Origin of the sequence: Stutzerimonas stutzeri, from assembly GCF_002890915.1 — a bacterium.
Lineage (GTDB): Bacteria > Pseudomonadota > Gammaproteobacteria > Pseudomonadales > Pseudomonadaceae > Stutzerimonas > Stutzerimonas stutzeri_AF.
Window position 1 is genome coordinate 33098 of the sequence record NZ_POUT01000014.1, and the last position, 15608, is coordinate 48705.

At 68.0% G+C, this 15608-nt stretch carries 21 protein-coding genes and 1 riboswitch; of the genes, 6 read left to right on the forward strand and 15 right to left on the reverse strand.

The features are described from left to right. Nucleotide 1: 1 nt before the first annotated feature. The 12 genes from CXK94_RS19220 to nrdR form a co-directional block, all read right to left on the reverse strand. Entirely contained in the window at nt 2-802 is an 801-nt protein-coding gene (locus CXK94_RS19220) for a cobalamin-binding protein (RefSeq protein ID WP_102895512.1), read from the reverse strand. Continuing rightward, nucleotides 802-1209, reverse strand: coding sequence for a hypothetical protein (locus tag CXK94_RS19225; protein WP_037039579.1), 408 nt, complete (start codon nt 1207-1209; stop codon nt 802-804). The genes CXK94_RS19220 and CXK94_RS19225 overlap by 1 nt, the downstream gene beginning before the upstream one ends. Continuing rightward, complete coding sequence (gene ribA, locus CXK94_RS19230) at nt 1206-1823, reverse strand: GTP cyclohydrolase II (protein WP_102895513.1); 618 nt, start codon at nt 1821-1823, stop codon at nt 1206-1208. The genes CXK94_RS19225 and ribA overlap by 4 nt, the downstream gene beginning before the upstream one ends. A gap of 281 nt (nt 1824-2104) precedes the next feature. After that, nucleotides 2105-2758: a retropepsin-like aspartic protease family protein gene (locus CXK94_RS19235; RefSeq protein WP_102895514.1), complete on the reverse strand. Its 654-nt coding sequence runs from the start codon at nt 2756-2758 to the stop codon at nt 2105-2107. A 134-nt stretch (nt 2759-2892) separates the two neighbouring features. Continuing rightward, nucleotides 2893-3393 carry a phosphatidylglycerophosphatase A family protein gene (locus CXK94_RS19240; RefSeq protein ID WP_037039576.1) on the reverse strand — a complete coding sequence of 167 codons (501 nt, stop codon included), beginning with the start codon at nt 3391-3393 and terminating at the stop codon, nt 2893-2895. Between the two features lie 37 nt (nt 3394-3430). Further along, entirely contained in the window at nt 3431-4393 is a 963-nt protein-coding gene (thiL, locus tag CXK94_RS19245; protein ID WP_102895515.1) for a thiamine-phosphate kinase, read from the reverse strand. A 12-nt stretch (nt 4394-4405) separates the two neighbouring features. After that, on the reverse strand, nt 4406-4891 hold the full coding sequence (gene nusB, locus CXK94_RS19250; RefSeq protein ID WP_037039574.1) for a transcription antitermination factor NusB: 486 nt from the start codon (nt 4889-4891) through the stop codon (nt 4406-4408). Further along, nucleotides 4888-5364: a 6,7-dimethyl-8-ribityllumazine synthase gene (gene ribE, locus CXK94_RS19255; RefSeq protein ID WP_037039572.1), complete on the reverse strand. Its 477-nt coding sequence runs from the start codon at nt 5362-5364 to the stop codon at nt 4888-4890. The genes nusB and ribE overlap by 4 nt, the downstream gene beginning before the upstream one ends. A gap of 240 nt (nt 5365-5604) precedes the next feature. Then, on the reverse strand, nt 5605-6684 hold the full coding sequence (ribBA, locus tag CXK94_RS19260; protein ID WP_102895516.1) for a bifunctional 3,4-dihydroxy-2-butanone-4-phosphate synthase/GTP cyclohydrolase II: 1080 nt from the start codon (nt 6682-6684) through the stop codon (nt 5605-5607). A 12-nt stretch (nt 6685-6696) separates the two neighbouring features. Continuing rightward, on the reverse strand, nt 6697-7359 hold the full coding sequence (locus tag CXK94_RS19265; protein ID WP_102895517.1) for a riboflavin synthase: 663 nt from the start codon (nt 7357-7359) through the stop codon (nt 6697-6699). Nucleotides 7360-7479: 120 nt separating this feature from the next. After that, nucleotides 7480-7619: riboswitch (FMN riboswitch) on the reverse strand. Between the two features lie 319 nt (nt 7620-7938). Then, nucleotides 7939-9042, reverse strand: coding sequence for a bifunctional diaminohydroxyphosphoribosylaminopyrimidine deaminase/5-amino-6-(5-phosphoribosylamino)uracil reductase RibD (gene ribD / locus CXK94_RS19270; protein ID WP_102895518.1), 1104 nt, complete (start codon nt 9040-9042; stop codon nt 7939-7941). Further along, nucleotides 9039-9506, reverse strand: a complete 468-nt coding sequence (gene nrdR, locus CXK94_RS19275) for a transcriptional regulator NrdR (protein ID WP_102895557.1) — start codon at nt 9504-9506, stop codon at nt 9039-9041. Before nrdR ends, ribD begins: the two co-directional genes overlap by 4 nt. Before the next feature lie 113 nt (nt 9507-9619). Between nrdR and CXK94_RS19280 the strand changes: the two genes are divergently transcribed. The 3 genes from CXK94_RS19280 to thpR are packed head-to-tail and all read left to right on the forward strand — an operon-like array spanning nt 9620 to nt 11235. Beyond that, nucleotides 9620-10045 carry a YbaY family lipoprotein gene (locus CXK94_RS19280; protein ID WP_102895519.1) on the forward strand — a complete coding sequence of 142 codons (426 nt, stop codon included), beginning with the start codon at nt 9620-9622 and terminating at the stop codon, nt 10043-10045. Further along, nucleotides 10042-10695: a class I SAM-dependent methyltransferase gene (locus CXK94_RS19285; protein ID WP_102895520.1), complete on the forward strand. Its 654-nt coding sequence runs from the start codon at nt 10042-10044 to the stop codon at nt 10693-10695. The genes CXK94_RS19280 and CXK94_RS19285 overlap by 4 nt, the downstream gene beginning before the upstream one ends. A gap of 15 nt (nt 10696-10710) precedes the next feature. Next, on the forward strand, nt 10711-11235 hold the full coding sequence (gene thpR / locus CXK94_RS19290) for an RNA 2',3'-cyclic phosphodiesterase (RefSeq protein ID WP_102895521.1): 525 nt from the start codon (nt 10711-10713) through the stop codon (nt 11233-11235). A gap of 5 nt (nt 11236-11240) precedes the next feature. On the opposite strand, the gene yedF is transcribed toward thpR, so the two are convergent. Both yedF and yedE read right to left on the reverse strand, forming a co-directional pair. Continuing rightward, a complete protein-coding gene (gene yedF / locus CXK94_RS19295; protein WP_102895522.1) occupies nt 11241-11480 on the reverse strand; it encodes a sulfurtransferase-like selenium metabolism protein YedF in 240 nt (79 codons plus the stop codon). After that, complete coding sequence (gene yedE, locus CXK94_RS19300) at nt 11449-12675, reverse strand: selenium metabolism membrane protein YedE/FdhT (protein ID WP_037044298.1); 1227 nt, start codon at nt 12673-12675, stop codon at nt 11449-11451. Before yedE ends, yedF begins: the two co-directional genes overlap by 32 nt. A 207-nt stretch (nt 12676-12882) precedes the next feature. Here yedE and trxA point away from each other — a divergent pair, with 207 nt between their 5' ends. Beyond that, the gene (gene trxA / locus CXK94_RS19305) at nt 12883-13752 is read left to right on the forward strand and encodes a thioredoxin (RefSeq protein WP_102895523.1); all 870 of its coding nucleotides are present in this window, start codon (nt 12883-12885) and stop codon (nt 13750-13752) included. Between the two features lie 42 nt (nt 13753-13794). On the opposite strand, the gene CXK94_RS19310 is transcribed toward trxA, so the two are convergent. Then, a complete protein-coding gene (locus CXK94_RS19310; RefSeq protein ID WP_102895524.1) occupies nt 13795-14142 on the reverse strand; it encodes a hypothetical protein in 348 nt (115 codons plus the stop codon). A gap of 109 nt (nt 14143-14251) precedes the next feature. On the opposite strand from CXK94_RS19310, the gene CXK94_RS19315 reads away from it, so the two are divergent. Both CXK94_RS19315 and CXK94_RS19320 read left to right on the forward strand, forming a co-directional pair. Further along, a complete protein-coding gene (locus CXK94_RS19315; protein WP_102895525.1) occupies nt 14252-14872 on the forward strand; it encodes a DUF2796 domain-containing protein in 621 nt (206 codons plus the stop codon). Between the two features lie 27 nt (nt 14873-14899). Then, nucleotides 14900-15607 (forward strand): ABC transporter ATP-binding protein, encoded by a 708-nt coding sequence (locus CXK94_RS19320; RefSeq protein WP_102895526.1) that lies wholly within the window; start codon nt 14900-14902, stop codon nt 15605-15607. The last annotated feature ends 1 nt before the right edge of the window (nt 15608 follow it).

Below are 15608 nucleotides of genomic sequence, written 5' to 3' on the forward strand. Positions count from 1 at the left end.
TTCAAGGCGCCGCCCGCACCATCACCTCGCAGAGCTTCCCGATCGCCCCCAGCATCTGGAAGCTCGGCCGCTCCAGCCCCTTGTCGGGCACTTCCAGCAACCGTCCGTTGCGCACGGCATCGAGCTGCGGCCAGGCCTGCCACTCGTCCAGCTGTGCGCCGCTGCCGGCCAGGATGACTTCCGGGTCACGGGCGAGCACCGCTTCGATGCTCACCTGCGGCGCCGCCAGGGACAGATCGGCGAAAACATTCTGCCCACCACAGACTTCGATGGCCTCGCTGATGATCTGCCGGCCGCCGAGGGTATACAGCGGGCGATTCCAGATCTGGTAGAACACCCGCAGCGGGCGCTCACGGGCGTAGCTTGTGCGCAGCTCGGCGAGCCCTAAGCGAAACCGCTCGGCCAGGCGCTCACCCTGCTCTGTGCGGCCGACCGCCTGGCCGATCACCCTGAACTGTTCGGCCAGCCCGTCGAGGCGAGTTTGCGCCACCACCAGCACGGGAATGCCGAACTGCTGCAGCTGTTCGCGCTGGCTGCGCGGCACGCTGTCCGGCCAGAGCAGGACCAGATCGGGACGCAGGCTGAGCAGGGTTTCCATTTCCACCTGGCCGTAGCGCCCCACCGAGGGCACCTGCGCCAGTGCTGCGGGCCGCTCGCCGCCATCCAGCACGCCGACCAGCCGATCCGCGGCATCCAGTTCGAGCATGATTTCACTGAGCGAGGGCGCCAGGCTCACCACCCGTTGCGCCGCTGGTGCGGGCAGCACCGCCAGCAACAGCGCGGCGAGCAGCAAGCCGCGCATCAGTGCAGCTGCCGCGGAATGCGGTAGAGCACCAGCAGCGCAAGGCTGCCGAACACCAGCAGCAATTGCGCCACCGGCTCCATGCCCGCCAGCGTACCAGCGGCGGCGAACCAGGCCGGTAGCGAGGCGACCAGCAGGGCGCGGCGGCGAACGCGGCGCAGTTGCGCCCAGGCACTGGGTTCGGCACTGCCGTCCAGAGCCTGTTCGGCGGCGATCAGCGCATGCTTGAAGGCGGTGAAGGCCGGCAGGCTGAAGAACAGCGAGACGAGTCCGGCGGCGAACAGCGCCAGCCCCCACTCGGCCAGCGGGGCCGCGACCCGGCCGAGAACCAGCACCGGCAGCACCATCGACACGGTATGCAGCCAGCCGTCGCGGGCAAGCTGGCGGCGGGCGGCGACGCGGTTCACGACTGCTTGGCTTCGCCCTGATGGATCTCGCCGAGCATGTGGCCCAGCTTGCCGGCCTTGGTGGCGAGGTACTTGCGGTTGTGCGGGTTGTGCGCGATCTGCAGCGGCTTGCGCTCGGCGACGCGGATGCCGAAGCCCTGCAAAGCCTTGACCTTGCGCGGGTTGTTGGTCATCAGCTTGATCTCGGCGATGCCCAGGTGTTCGAGCATCGGCAGGCAGATGCCGTAGTCGCGCATATCGGGGGCGAAGCCCAGGCGCTCGTTGGCCTCGACGGTGTCGGCGCCACCATCCTGCAGCTCGTAGGCGCGAATCTTGTTCAGCAGGCCGATGCCGCGGCCTTCCTGGCGCAGGTAGAGCAGGACGCCGCGGCCTTCCTCGGCGATCGCCCGCAGCGCCGCCTCCAGCTGGAAGCCGCAGTCGCAGCGCAGGCTGAACAGCGCGTCGCCGGTCAGGCACTCGGAATGCAGCCGCCCCAGCACCGGCGCGCCATCGGCCACGTCGCCGAGCGTCAGCGCGACATGCTCCTTACCCGTTTCCTGATCGAGAAAACCATGCATGGTGAACACACCGAACGGCGTCGGCAGTTTGGAGGCAGCGACGAACACGACAGACACGGGAGAAACCCCAGCAGGCAGAAAAGCGGATATTGTAACACTAACTAAAAGCTGCAAGCTGCAAGCGAATCAGCACAAGGGTGGGCTTCAGCCCACCCATAGCGCTCAGCGTGGCCTAAAGCCCAGCCGCGCACCTTCATAGCTGGGTTAGCTGTTGGTAGCGAATGGACGTATCCCCTGTAGGAGCGGGCCATGCCGCGAATAGCCAGCGCGCAAAATCTTCGCGGGCATGGCCGAATATTCTGCAGCTTTTCTTGCCGCCTGCAGCTTGAAGCTGCTTTTTACAGCTTCGACTCCAGCAGCAGCACGCCCTGCTCCTCGCGCCAGCTGACCCGGCCGAGAAAGCTCATGCCCAACAGCGCTTCGGTCGGCGAGTTGCCCTCGACCACCACCGCTTCCACGCCCAGCACGTCGATCGTGCCGACCTTGACGCTGTTCAGGTGCACGCGCCAGGCCTTCGCCGTGCCACTGGCGGTACTCACCACCATCGGCCGGCCGCTGACACGATAGTCGATGCCCAGCCGCCGCGCCTGGTTCTCGTTGATCGCCACCGAGGTGGCGCCGGTATCGACGAGAAACTGCACCGACTGGCCATTGATGGAGCCGGCGATCCAGTAGTGCCCGCCCGTACCCTTGGCGACGCTCAGCTGCGTCTTGATCGGCGCGGCGTAAGCACCGCTGTATTCGCGGCTGAGGTCGTAGCGACGCTCGATGCCGTCGACCCGCAGCAGCGCGCCAGAGGCATCGGCGCTGATCACCTCGACGCCGCCGGGGCCGGTCTGCCCTGCCCGGACCAGTTTGCGCTGGCCGTCGACGTTGAGCACCGCCGCACCGGGAAACAGGCCGACCACCTGCACCATGGAGGCCGCCTGGACGATCGCCGGCGACAGCGACAGCGACAGCAGGCCGGCGAACAGGATTTCGATACTACGCATGGGTCATTCCTCGGCTTGGCGCGGGGGCCGGCACCATTTGACGCGGCAACGTGGCTCGTGGCGAAACGGTAACAGATTCTTGGAATCATCCATCAGCCACGTGATCGCTGCAGCGACCAGCCGCACAATCGCGTCTAAACCAGCAGCGCCACCACTCCCTGCATCACCGCCCAGGCGGCGAGGCCGGCGAGGATATCGTCGAGCATGATGCCCAGGCCACCGTGGACGTTGCGGTCCACCCAGCTGATCGGCCAGGGCTTGGCGATGTCCATGACACGGAACACGACGAACCCGAGCAGCAGCCAGTACCAGCCTTCCGGCACCAGCCAGCAGGTGATCCAGATACCGACGAACTCGTCCCAGACGATGCCCTCGTGGTCGTGCACGCCGAGATCGCGGGCGACCTTGCCGCACAGCCAGATACCGAACAGCATCGTCATGCCGAGCATCAGCAGGTAGCCCCAGCCGGGCAACAGCTGCCACATCGGTACGAACGGCAGGGCCACCAGCGACCCCCAGGTACCCGGCGCCTTGGGCATCAGCCCGGAACCGAAGCCGAAGGCCAGGTTGTGCCAGGGATTGTTCCAGACGGCGGGGCGCACCTGCGCGGTGGTCGCCTGCGGAATCTCGCTCAAAACGCCTTCCTTATGATGTGGCCGGGATCGCCCCGACTCAGGCCTCGAAATGGTTGTAGCCACGCGCGGACACGGCGATTTCCTCGCCCTCGGTATCGAGCAACTGCACCCCCTGCCCGGCGACCACCCGCCCGATGACGTGCAACGGCCAGCCGCCCAGTTGCAGCGCCGGCAGCTCGGCGGGTGGCAGGGTGAAGGCCAGCACATAGTCGTCGCCGCCAGCCAGCGCGCAACGCAGCGCTTCGTTATCGCCGGCGAAACGGCGCAGCGGTTCGGACAGTGGCACGCGTTCGCGCTCGATCCGCAGCGCGACGCCCGAGGCCCTGGCGATATGCCCGCAGTCGGCCAGCAGCCCGTCGGAGATGTCCAGCGCCGCCGTGGCCTTGCCGCGCAGCGCTTCGCCCAGGGCCAGTTGCGGTTGCGGCGACCAGTAGCGGGCCAGCAGATGTTCGGCCACATCCGCCTCGGCCTCGGCCTGATGCAGCACCAGCGGCAATGCTCCGGCCGCCTCGCCGAGCACGCCGCCGACACACAGCAGATCGCCGACCTGCGCACCAGCGCGAGTCAGCGCCTGCCCGGCCGGCAGCCGGCCGAACACGGTGACGGTCAGGCACAGCGGACCACGGGTGGTGTCGCCACCGATCAGGCGCAGGCTGCAATCGAGCGCCATGGCGTCCAGCCCACGGGCGAACTCGGCCAGCCAGAGCGGATTGGCAGCGGGCAGTGTCAATGCGAGGGTGAAGCCGATGGGCGTGGCGCCCATGCCGGCGAGATCGCTGGCCGCGACGGCCAGCGCCCGCTGGCCGAGCAGATGAGGATCGCAGGGCTCGGGGAAATGCACCCCGGCGACCAGGGTGTCGGTGGAAACCGCCAGCTGCTCGCCGGCGGGAATCTCCAGCAGGGCGCAATCGTCGCCGATGCCGAGTACGACTTCGCCGCCGGCCCTGGCACAAGCGGCGGCGGCGAAGTAGTGGCGGATCAGTTCGAACTCACCCAGCAAGGCGAGCCGGCCTCAGCGCTTGTGGTTGCGCACTTCGGCGCTGCGCAGCGACGGCGCCAGCTTGTCCAGCACGCCGTTGACGAACTTGTGCCCGTCGGTGGCGCCATAGACCTTGGCCAGCTCGATGCCTTCGTTGATGACCACGCGATAGGGCACGTCGATGCGCTGCATCAGCTCGTAGGTGGACAGGCGCAGGATCGCCAGTTCCACCGGATCGAGTTCCTCCAGCGGGCGGTCGAGGTTCGGCGCGATGGCCTGGTCGACCTCGCTCTTCTTGCGTGCGACCCCATTGAGCAGCTCGTGGAAGTAGGCACCGTCGACCCCATCGAAATCGTTGTCGACGCGGAACTGCGCTTCGATCTCGTTGAGGCTCTGCCCAGCCATGTGCCACTGGTACAGCGCCTGCATCGCCAGGCTGCGCGCCACCCGGCGCGTAGCGATCTTGCCCTTGGCCTTGGGCTGCGGGGCGTCCTGGCTGTCGTCGCGATTCAGGCTCACTTGGCCTCCAGCTGCGAAAGCAGGCTCACCATTTCCAGGGCGGAGAGTGCGGCCTCGGCGCCCTTGTTGCCGGCCTTGGTGCCGGAGCGCTCGATGGCCTGTTCGATGGAATCGACGGTCAGCACGCCGAAGGCGACCGGCACGCCGAACTCCATGGACACCTGGGCCAGGCCCTTGGTGCATTCGCCGGCGACGTATTCGAAGTGCGGCGTGCCACCACGAATCACCGCGCCGAGGGCGACGATGGCGTCGTATTCACCCTGCTGGGCGACCTTTTGCGCCACCAGCGGGATTTCGAAGGCGCCCGGGGCGCGGATGATGGTGATGTCGCTCTCGCTGACGCCGTGGCGCACCAGCGCATCGACTGCGCCGCTGACCAGGCTCTCGACGACGAAGCTGTTGAAGCGGCCTACGACCAGGGCGTACTTGCCCTGCGGGGCGATGAAGGTTCCTTCGATGGTCTTCAGGGGCATGGAAACAAATCTCGTATAGCGTTAAAGAGCTTGTAGGCAAAATTGGCAGCCCTGCGGAGCAGCGCGTAGCGAGCGCCGGACAGACAAGGCGCAACGACCAACGGGAGTAACAGCCAAAGGCTGGCCCGAAGGGTGAGCGCAGCGAATCAAGCAGGTGAGGCGGCGGAGTTTACCGAGGTAAATGAGCAAGCCTCGCCTGTTTTCAACGCAGTATGTCCAAGCGCAGTAGCGCGGCAGCCGTTACTCGGCGGGCAGGTATTCTACAACTTCCAGATCGAAGCCGGATATCGCGTTGAACTTCATCGGCGAGCTCATCAGGCGCATCTTGCGCACGCCGAGGTCGCGCAGGATCTGCGAACCGGCGCCGACGGTGCTGTAGGTGGCCGGCGTCGGCGGCTGCTGGCGGTTGAGCTGGCTCAGCAGCTGCGGCCCGGTCAGCGGGTTGCCGAGCAGCAGCACCACGCCCTTGCCGGCCTTGGCCACCTCGCCCATCGCCGCACGCAGGCTCCAGCGCCCGGGCACGGTGACCAGCAGCAGGTCGCGCAGCGGCTCCATGTTGTGCACGCGCACCAGGGTCGGCTCCTCCGGTGAGATCTCGCCGCGGGTCAGCGCCATGTGCACGGTATCTTCCACGCCGTCGCGATAGGTGACCAGGTTGAACTGCCCGAGCTCGGTTTCCAGCGGCTGCTCGGAAACACGCTCGACGGTGCGTTCGTGGATCATCCGGTAGTGGATCAGGTCGGCGATGGTGCCGATCTTCAGCCCGTGCTGCTCGGCGAACAGCTCCAGCTCCGGCCGGCGCGCCATGGTGCCGTCGTCGTTCATGATCTCGCAGATCACGCCGCTGGGCTCGAAGCCGGCCATGCGCGCCAGGTCGCAGGCCGCCTCGGTATGCCCGGCGCGGGCCAGCACGCCGCCCGGCTGGGCCATCAGCGGGAAGATGTGGCCGGGGCTGACGATGTCCTCGGCCTGGGCATGCTTGGCCACGGCCGCCTGCACGGTACGCGCGCGGTCGGCGGCGGAGATGCCGGTGGTCACGCCTTCGGCGGCCTCGATGGAGACGGTGAACTTGGTGCCGAAACCCGAGCCGTTGCGCGGCGCCATCAGCGGCAGCTTGAGCAGCTCGCAGCGCTCGCGGCTCATGGGCATGCAGATCAGGCCACGGGCGAAGCGCGCCATGAAGTTGATGTGCTCGGCGGTGACGCATTCGGAGGCGATGATGATGTCGCCCTCGTTCTCGCGGTCCTCGTCATCCATGAGGATGACCATCTTGCCGGCGCGGATGTCTTCGATCAGTTCTTCAGCGGTATTCAGAGCCATGGGGCCGATCCTTCACTTGTTCAGGTAGCCGTGTTCGGCCAGAAAGCTTTCCGTCAGGCCCGAGGCCTTGGGTTCGGCGGCCTTGTCGCCCAGCATCAGGCGCTCCAGGTAGCGCGCCAGCAGGTCGACCTCCAGGTTCACCTGCCGCCCGGGGCGGTAGTCGGCCATGATGGTTTCGCCGAGGGTATGCGGGACGATGGTCAGCTCGAATTCGGCGCCATTGACCGCATTGACGGTGAGGCTGGTGCCATCGACGGTGATCGAGCCCTTGAGCGCGATGTAGCGGGCCAGCTCGCGCGGCGCGCGGATGCGGAACTGCACGGCGCGGGCGTTATCTTCCCGCGCCACGACCTCGCCGACACCGTCGACGTGGCCGCTGACCAGATGACCGCCGAGACGGCTGCTGGGCGTCAGGGCCTTTTCCAGGTTGACCCGGCTGCCGGCCTTGAGATCGATGAAGGCGGTGCGCGCCAGGGTCTCGCGGCTGACATCGGCCCAGAAGCCGTTGCCGGGCAGCTCGACGGCGGTCAGGCAGACACCGTTGACGGCGATGCTGTCGCCCAGCTTGACGTCGGCCAGGTCCAGCTTGCCGGTCTCGACCAGCACGCGGACGTCGCCGCCCTTGGGCGTGAGCGCCCGGATGGTGCCGATGGCTTCGATTATTCCTGTGAACATGCGGCCTCCCGTGGAAGGCTGTTGCAGCGGTACATACGACGAACTCCTGTTTGTGAAAAACAGGGCACGACAGATCGATGGGGATGCATGACGGGCGCACGAACGGCGCCCATCGGAATATCCCGCTCTCTCTCATCCGGACTATACCGTCGGCCCCGGAATCGCACCGGGTCTGCTGACCTTGCCGAAGCAAGCGCTCGCGGGCTAGGCCTGTGGCCATTACCGCCGGTGGGGAATTGCGCCCCGCCCTGAGAACGTTGCGGCCACGCCTGTGGCCGTGTGGCGTTTTATCACATTTGCCGGGGCGATGCATGATGACGCACTGCGCGCCGGCCGATGACGCCACAGCAGGCTAGGGTCTGTTGACGTTTCAGTTTTGTACGTAGCGTTGATAACCGTAGGACGGGCGGGGACGCCGAGTTCATGCCCGCGAAAAAGCAACCGTACCGATGTGTGGACTCTGTTCGCAGGCATGGCCTGCTCCTACTAAAGGGGGGCAGGGTGCTGCAGCTCGTATAGGTGCTGGCGGCCAACGCTTCAGATACGAGCAGGAGCACTTAGCGCGATCGGCAACAGCCCCTAGCCTCGCGGCTGCGCCACAATCATCCAGTCCTCGCCCACCGCGCGGATATCGACGATCTTCAGCTCGCGCGCCTCGTTCATGCGCTCCAGCGGCAGCTCCAGCAGCGGCCGTGCGGACGAACCGAGGAATTTGGCGGCGACGAAGATCCGGTATTCGTCGATCAGCCCGAGGCTGGCGAAGGCGCCGACCAGCCGCGGCCCGGCCTCGACCAGCACCTCGTTGGCGCCGCGCGCGGCCAGCTCGCGCAACAGCGCGGCGAGGTCGACACGCTCCCGGCCCAGCGCCAGCAGCTCATGGCCGGCACCGCGGTAGGCCTCCTCGCGCCCATCGGCGGCAGTGGCCACCAGCGCCGCACCGGCCTGGAAAAACGGCGCATCCAGCGGCACGCGCAGGCGCCCGTCGACCAGCACCCGCAGCGGCGGTCGCTGCAACGCCAGCGCGGTGCTTTGCGCGTCCAGCCCCAGCTCGGCACCGCGCACGGTCAGCCGCGCGGCATCCATCAGCACGGTATCGGCGCCGGTCAGCACCGCGCTGGAACGGGCGCGCAGGCGCTGTACCTCGGCACGTGCCGCCGGCCCGGTGATCCACTGGCTCTCGCCGCTGGCCATCGCGGTGCGGCCATCGAGGCTCATTGCCAGCTTGGCGCGAACGAACGGCAGGCCGCTTTCCATGCGCTTGATGAAGCCCGCATTGAGTTCGCGCGCCTCGACCTCCAGCACGCCGCTGGCGACCTCGATGCCGGCGCTGCGCAACAACGCCAGCCCGCGCCCGGCGACCTGCGGATTGGGGTCCTGCATCGCCGCCACCACACGGGCGACGCCGGCCTTGACCAGGGCCTCGGCGCAGGGCGGCGTGCGCCCGTGGTGGCTGCAGGGTTCGAGGGTGACGTAGGCGGTGGCGCCACGCGCACGTTCGCCGGCCTGGCGCAGCGCATGGACCTCGGCATGCGGCTCGCCGGCGCGCACGTGCCAGCCTTCGCCGACCCGCTCGCCATCGGCGACGATGACGCAGCCGACCCGCGGGTTGGGGTGCGTCGAATACAGGCCCTTGCGTGCCAGTTGCAGGGCGCGGGCCATCCAGGCGTGATCGGCGGCGTTCATTCGTTCTTCACGGGCTCGCGGGACAACCGTTCGATTTCCTCGCGGAACTCGTTGAGGTCCTGGAAGCGGCGGTACACCGAGGCGAAGCGGATATAGGCGACCTCGTCGAGCTTCTGCAGCTCGGCCATCACCAGTTCGCCGAGCACCCGCGACTTGATCTCGCGCTCGCCGGTGGCGCGCAGCTGGTGCTTGATATGGGCGATGGCCGCTTCCAGGCGCTCGACGCTGACCGGGCGTTTCTCCAGCGCGCGCTGCATGCCGGCGCGCAGTTTCTGCTCGTCGAACGGCTGGCGGCTGCCGTCCTGCTTGATCAGCCGCGGCATCACCAGCTCGGCGGTCTCGAAGGTGGTGAAACGCTCACCGCAGGCCAGGCACTCGCGGCGACGGCGGACCTGATCGCCCTCGGCGACCAGGCGGGAATCGATGACCTTGGTGTCGTGGGCACCGCAGAAGGGACAATGCATGAGCTGGAATCGGTCGTACGTCGGGACGGCCATGGTAGCGCATCCACCCGGCAAGACAAGGCGGCGGCTTTGCTGCTATACAGGCCCGCATTCGCCGTCGCCAGGAGCTCTCCGTGCCGCTACGCCCCGCCCTTCCGCTCGCCCTGCTGGCCGTGCTCGCAGGCTGCAGCAGCCCACCCGCCGAACCGCCGGCACCCGCCGTCGAATTGAGCGACGCGCCGCATTCGAAGCTGCTCAACGAACTGAGCGGCAGCCTGCTCGGCGCGCCGGCCGGCAGCGAGGTCGAACTGGCGCTGCTCGAGGTCGACCGCCGCGACCAGCCCGACCGCCTGCTGAGCAACGTGCGGCTGCAGGGCCGGGGCTCGGAACTGCCATTCATCCTGCAATTCAACCCCGACGTCTTCCCGACCGACCAGCGGGTCGAGTTGCGCGGCCGGGTCACCCGCGACGGCCAGCTGATCATGCGCCTGCCGCCGCGCACCATCGCCAGCCCCGCCAGCCAGGCCCTGGGGCCGCTGCAACTGGTCCCCGCGCCGTGACGCCGCCCGCACAGCTGCAGGCGGCGCTGAACGGCTTGCTGGGCGATGCGCGGCTGGTGGCCGAAGCGCTGCCGGGCAGCGACCTGCGCCTGTGGCTGATCGATGCGGCGAACATGGATCGTGCCTTCAGCCCCGAGGAAACCCGGCGGATTCTCGAAGAGCCGCCCTACTGGAGCTTCTGCTGGGCCAGCGGCCTGGTGCTGGCGCGCTGGCTGGCCGAGCGGCCGGAGTGGGTGCGCGGCAAGCGCGTGCTGGATTTCGGCGCCGGTTCCGGCGTCGCCGCGATCGCCGCCGCCCGGGCCGGCGCCGCCGAGGTGGTGGCCTGCGATCTGGACCCGCTGGCGCTGGCGGCCTGCCGGGCGAACGCCGCGCTCAATGGCGTCGAGCTGCGTTATTCGGCGGACTTCTTCGGCGAAGAGGACCGCTACGACCTGATCATCGTCGCCGACGTGCTCTACGACCGCGCCAACCTGCCGCTGCTGGACCACTTCCTCGGCCGCGGGCGCGAGGCGCTGGTGGCCGACTCGCGGGTGCGCGACTTCGCCCACCCGCGGTATCGTCGGCTGGATGTGCTGGACGCCTGCACCTGGCCGGACCTGGCCGAACCCGCGGAGTTTCGCCGGGTCAGCCTCTACCACGCCGCACGATAGGCAGTGGAGGATGCGATGAGCGAACCAACCCTGCGGCTGTTCTTCGCCCTGCCCTGCCCCGTCGAGCAGGCCGCGGCCATCTGCGCCTGGCGCGACGAACGCGAGCTGGAGGGCCGGCCGGTGCCCCGCGCCAACCTGCACCTGACCCTGGCCTTTCTCGGCGCGCAGCCCGTCGACCACCTGCAGGCACTGCTCGAACTGGGCGCCACGGTGCAGGCGCCGGCATTCCAGCTGAACCTGGACCGGCTGGCCACCCTCGGCAAGGGCTTCGTCTGCCTGCAGCCGAGCGCGACGCCGCTGGCGCTCGAGTATCTCGTCGCGGCGCTGAACGAACGGCTCGCCGCCCTCGGCGTGGTGCTCGACAGCCGGCCCTTCCTGCCGCACCTGACCCTGACCCGCCAGGCCCGCGGCCGGCCACACGGCCCGGCGCCCACCTTTGGCTGGCGGGCCGAGCATTTCGTGCTCTACCAATCGCAGAACACCCCGGACGGTGTGCGCTATCTGGAACAGGGGCGCTGGCCGCTGCTGGCGGCCAGCTGAGGCCGTCAGGCCGGGACTTCGATCAGGAAGCGGAACAGCGAACCGTGCTGCTCCACGGCCAGGCAGTTATAGCCCTTGGCCCTGGCGTCTTCCGGGATGCCGTGCACCGACTGCGAGCAGTCGGTCACCACTTCCAGCAACTGCCCGGGCCGCATCGTCGCCAGGGTTTCCAGGGTAGCGATGGCATTGTACGGGCAGTGCTCGCCACGCAGATCAAGCGAGAGATTCGGTTTGGCCTGGCTCACGGTCAGGGCTCCTTTTCGGTTGGAAACGACGCGCATTGAGATGGACCAGCAGCATGGCCACGGCCAGGCCGGCGAAGGTCAGCAGCAGCCCGCTGGCCGGGCCGAAGCGTTCCAGCAGGTTGACCTTCGGATAGGGCAGCGCCAGCGACGTGCCCAGTGCATCCCAGTAGATCGCCACCAGCGTGCCGCCGATGACATTGCCGATGCCGACCACCCAGAAGTGCACCTGCCCCTCCATGGCGCGGTACATCCAGCCGGTCTCGCAGCCGCCGGCGACGACGATGCCGATGCCGAACAGCAGGCCGCCGAGGATCGCGTTCGGCCCCATCCAGAAGATCTTCGGGCTGGCGCCCAGGGCGATCGCGCCGAAGGTGCCGACGCAGGCCACGGCCATGCCGAGCAGGATGCCGTAGGCCGCCCGGGTGCGGCCGGTGGTCCACAGGTCACGCGCGGCGCTGGTGAAGCAGATCTGCGCGCGCTCGATCAACCCGCCGAACAGCAGGCCGAACAGCACCGCCATGCCCAGCACCAGCGACGTGTCGAAACGCCAGGCGGCGAAGGCGATGGCGAGCACCGCGAGCGCCGTGCCGAGCCGTGCCTGGACGCTGGCGCGGCGGCGCGTGCCTTCGGCATCGGCGAACAGCGAACTGGCCTGGTTGCCCACCTTCAGCGGCGTGCGCAGCCACGGCAGCAGGCAGATCTTCACGCCGATCCAGGCACCGCCGACGGTCGCCAGCATGAACGCCCAGGCATGCAGCGAGAACATCGGGATGCCGGTGAAGAACGCCGCCAGGTTGCAGCCCATCGCCAGGCGCGCGCCGAAGCCGGCGACGATCCCGCCGAGCAGGCCCTGCAGCAGGCGGCGCTTGCTGGTCGGCCAGCGCAGGCTGACGTTGTTGGCCCAGAGCGCCGTGCACAGCGCGCCGAGCAGCATGCCGATGATCATCACGCCATCGATGCGATCGAGCGGCGTGCCGGCCAGGCCGATCAGCTTGAAGTAGCTCCACTCCTCGGGACGATAGCCGAACCAGGCGATGACATGGCCACCCCAGCGGGTGAACTCGCCGGTGACGGCCCAGAAGGTCCCGGTGATGGCGAAGTAATACGCGGAGGCGACGCCCAGGGCGACGAGCGCCGGCAGGGGCGACCAGAAGCGCACGAGGTAGCGCTCCCGGAAAACGGAGAGAAGGGACATTGCGAAGCTCCTTATGACGCGCGACTGCAAACGCCGCACCGGTCTAGGAAAAAGGTTGCGCCTCGGCGCAGCGGCAAGAGCGCCGCTGCGCCGAGGCGGGCGCAACGATAGACCAATAGCGACCGTCGCGCGAGCCCTTGCTTCCCGTCTCGACTGCCCCCACATACCATGCTCAGCTTTCAGTCATACGCGCCCACGAGAATCCCGATGAGCCAGACGCCCTATATCTTCGACGCCACCACCAGCAGCTTCGAGCAACTGGTGCTCGAGAACTCCTTCCACAAGCCGGTACTGGTCGACTTCTGGGCCGAATGGTGCGCCCCGTGCAAGGCGCTGATGCCCCTGCTGGCGAAGATCGCCGAGGAGTACCAGGGCGAGCTGCTGCTGGCCAAGGTCAACTGCGACATCGAGCAGGACATCGTCGCCCGCTTCGGCATCCGCAGCCTGCCGACCGTGGTTCTGTTCAAGGATGGCCAGCCGGTGGACGGTTTCGCCGGCGCGCAGCCGGAGTCGGCCATCCGTGCCATGCTCGAACCCCACGTGCAGGCGCCGGCCACGGTGGAAGGCGATCTGCTGGAGAATGCCCAGGCGCTGTTCGCCGAAGGCCGCTTCGCCGAGGCCGAAGCCCAGCTGCAGCAACTGCTGGCCGAGGACAACGAGAACGGCGCGGGGCTGATCCTCTATGCCCGCTGCCTGGCCGAACGTGGCGAGCTGGGCGAGGCCGAGGCCGTACTCGATGCCGTGAAAGGCGACGCGCACAAGCAGGCCCTGGCCGGCGCCCGGGCGCAACTGACCTTCCTGCGCCAGGCCAACGACCTGCCGGAGGTCGCTACGCTGAAAAGCCGCCTGGCACAGAACGCCGAAGACGACGAAGCCGCCTATCAGCTGGCGATCCAGCAACTGGCGCGGCAGCAGTACGAAGCCGCACTGGACGGGCTGCTGAAGCTGTTCGTGCGCAACCGTGGCTATGCCGAAGGATTGCCGCACAAGACCTTGCTGCAGGTGTTCGATCTGCTGGGCAACGACCATCCACTGGTGACCGGCTATCGCCGCAAGCTGTACCAGGCGATCTACTAAAAAAGCCGGCGGGCCGCTCGGCCAGGATCCGCCGCGGCCCCGTCAGTCGTCCCCGATCCAGTGGTAGCAGGCCATGTCCGGCCCGCTCTCGACCCGCACCTGATCGCAATGACGCAGCCGCACCAGCAGACGCTTGGCCGTCTGCATGCTGCCGGTAAGCGCCTCGAGCTCGGCCAGCAGCTGCGGGCCATCCAGCTTGCCGGCGCGGCGCAGGCATTCGCGCGCACTGTGCCATAGCGCCTCGGCGGGCTGCGTGACGCCCTCGCCGTTCCGCCCTCCCGCTTCGAGCACGAGACCGGGCACCTGCGCCAGGCGCTCCCAGTCCTGCTCATCCAGTTCGATAGTCAGATCGACCGGCCAATCGCCGATGCGGCCATGGATGCGAATCATGCTGCTTCCTCCCGAATGTATGCGCTCATGCTCACATGGCAGCCGTGGGCTGGCCAGTCGCGCATGAAAGTTGTTATAACGTAACCACTTCTTCGAACCGGAGCCGACCATGCGCCACCTGCTGCTCGCCTTGCCCGTGATCCTGCTGCCGCTGAGCTATAGCCAAGCACACGAGGATCACCACCACCACGACCATGAACAGGCCTTGAGCCTGGGCGCCCACGAACACGGCGCGGCCCGCCTCAATGCCGCGCTGGACGGCGACCGCCTGGAACTGGAGTTCGACAGCCCGGCGATCAACCTGCTCGGTTTCGAGCATGCGCCCGCCAACGACGCGGACGAGGCCCGGATCGCCCACGCCCGCGCACAGCTGGAGCAGCCACACGGGCTGTTCGGCCTGCCGCCCGCGGCGGATTGCACGGTGAGCGAACAGCGATTCGAGGGCGAGCTGCTCGGCACCAGCCATGCCGGCTACCAGCGCCAGGACCGGCACGACCACGACCATGACCATGACCATGACGAGGCGGCCACACTGCAGCACACCGGGCACAGCGATATCGAGGCCTATTACCAGTTCAGCTGCAGCAACCCCGGCGCACTGCAGGCCCTGGAACTGCGCGGCTTGTTCGAAAGCTTTCCCGGAACCGAGAAGATTCAGGTACAACTGATCGGCCCGAACGGCCAGCAGGGCGCGGAACTCACGCCGGAGCGTTCGCAACTGCCGTTCTGATCCACCGACCTTCAAAGACAGGACCCGATGACGGCCCCTCTGCTCGCAATCGAAAACCTCGGCTTCGCCTGGCCCCGCCAGGCCGAGCTGCTGGACATCCCGGCGTTCCGCCTGGAGCGCGGCGAAAGCCTGTTCCTCAAGGGCCCCTCGGGCAGCGGCAAGACCACCCTGCTCGGCCTGATCGGCGGCGTGCAGAAGGCCGGCCGCGGCAGTGTCCGGCTGCTCGGCCAGGACCTGGGCAGTCTGTCGGCCGGTGCGCGCGACCGCTTCCGCGTCGACCATACCGGCTACATCTTCCAGCAGTTCAACCTGCTGCCGTTTCTCACGGTGCGCGAGAACGCCTGCCTGCCCTGCCACTTCTCGCGCCTGCGCGCCGAGCGGGCGCGCCAGCGTCACGGCAGCGTGGCCGGGGCTGCAGCCAGCCTGCTCGAACACCTCGGGCTGGCGCGCGAGTTGTTCGAACGCCGCGCCGAAGCGCTGTCCATCGGCCAGCAGCAGCGCGTCGCCGCCGCCCGCGCGCTGATCGGCCAGCCGGAACTGGTCATCGCCGACGAACCGACCTCGGCGCTGGATGCCGACAGCCGCGAGGCCTTCCTGCAGTTGCTGTTCGCCGAATGCCGCGCGGCAGGGGCCAGCCTGCTGTTCGTCAGCCACGACCAGAGCCTGGCGCCGCTGTTCGACCGCAGCCTGGCGCTGGGCGAGCTCAACCGCGCCGCCCGCACACCGGAGATTTAGC

What these genes read in the sequence shown, in the direction of transcription:
- CXK94_RS19235 (WP_102895514.1), bottom strand. Translation starts at nt 2,758, where the DNA reads ATGCGTAGTATCGAAATCCTGTTCGCCGGCCTGCTGTCGCTGTCGCTG.
- CXK94_RS19320 (WP_102895526.1), top strand. Translation starts at nt 14,900, where the DNA reads ATGACGGCCCCTCTGCTCGCAATCGAAAACCTCGGCTTCGCCTGGCCC.
- nrdR (WP_102895557.1), bottom strand. Translation starts at nt 9,506, where the DNA reads ATGCATTGTCCCTTCTGCGGTGCCCACGACACCAAGGTCATCGATTCC.
- trxA (WP_102895523.1), top strand. Translation starts at nt 12,883, where the DNA reads ATGAGCCAGACGCCCTATATCTTCGACGCCACCACCAGCAGCTTCGAG.
- ribBA (WP_102895516.1), bottom strand. Translation starts at nt 6,684, where the DNA reads ATGGCTCTGAATACCGCTGAAGAACTGATCGAAGACATCCGCGCCGGC.
- ribD (WP_102895518.1), bottom strand. Translation starts at nt 9,042, where the DNA reads ATGAACGCCGCCGATCACGCCTGGATGGCCCGCGCCCTGCAACTGGCA.
- CXK94_RS19265 (WP_102895517.1), bottom strand. Translation starts at nt 7,359, where the DNA reads ATGTTCACAGGAATAATCGAAGCCATCGGCACCATCCGGGCGCTCACG.
- thpR (WP_102895521.1), top strand. Translation starts at nt 10,711, where the DNA reads ATGAGCGAACCAACCCTGCGGCTGTTCTTCGCCCTGCCCTGCCCCGTC.
- CXK94_RS19310 (WP_102895524.1), bottom strand. Translation starts at nt 14,142, where the DNA reads ATGATTCGCATCCATGGCCGCATCGGCGATTGGCCGGTCGATCTGACT.
- yedE (WP_037044298.1), bottom strand. Translation starts at nt 12,675, where the DNA reads ATGTCCCTTCTCTCCGTTTTCCGGGAGCGCTACCTCGTGCGCTTCTGG.
- ribE (WP_037039572.1), bottom strand. Translation starts at nt 5,364, where the DNA reads ATGCCCCTGAAGACCATCGAAGGAACCTTCATCGCCCCGCAGGGCAAG.
- CXK94_RS19220 (WP_102895512.1), bottom strand. Translation starts at nt 802, where the DNA reads ATGCGCGGCTTGCTGCTCGCCGCGCTGTTGCTGGCGGTGCTGCCCGCA.
- CXK94_RS19315 (WP_102895525.1), top strand. Translation starts at nt 14,252, where the DNA reads ATGCGCCACCTGCTGCTCGCCTTGCCCGTGATCCTGCTGCCGCTGAGC.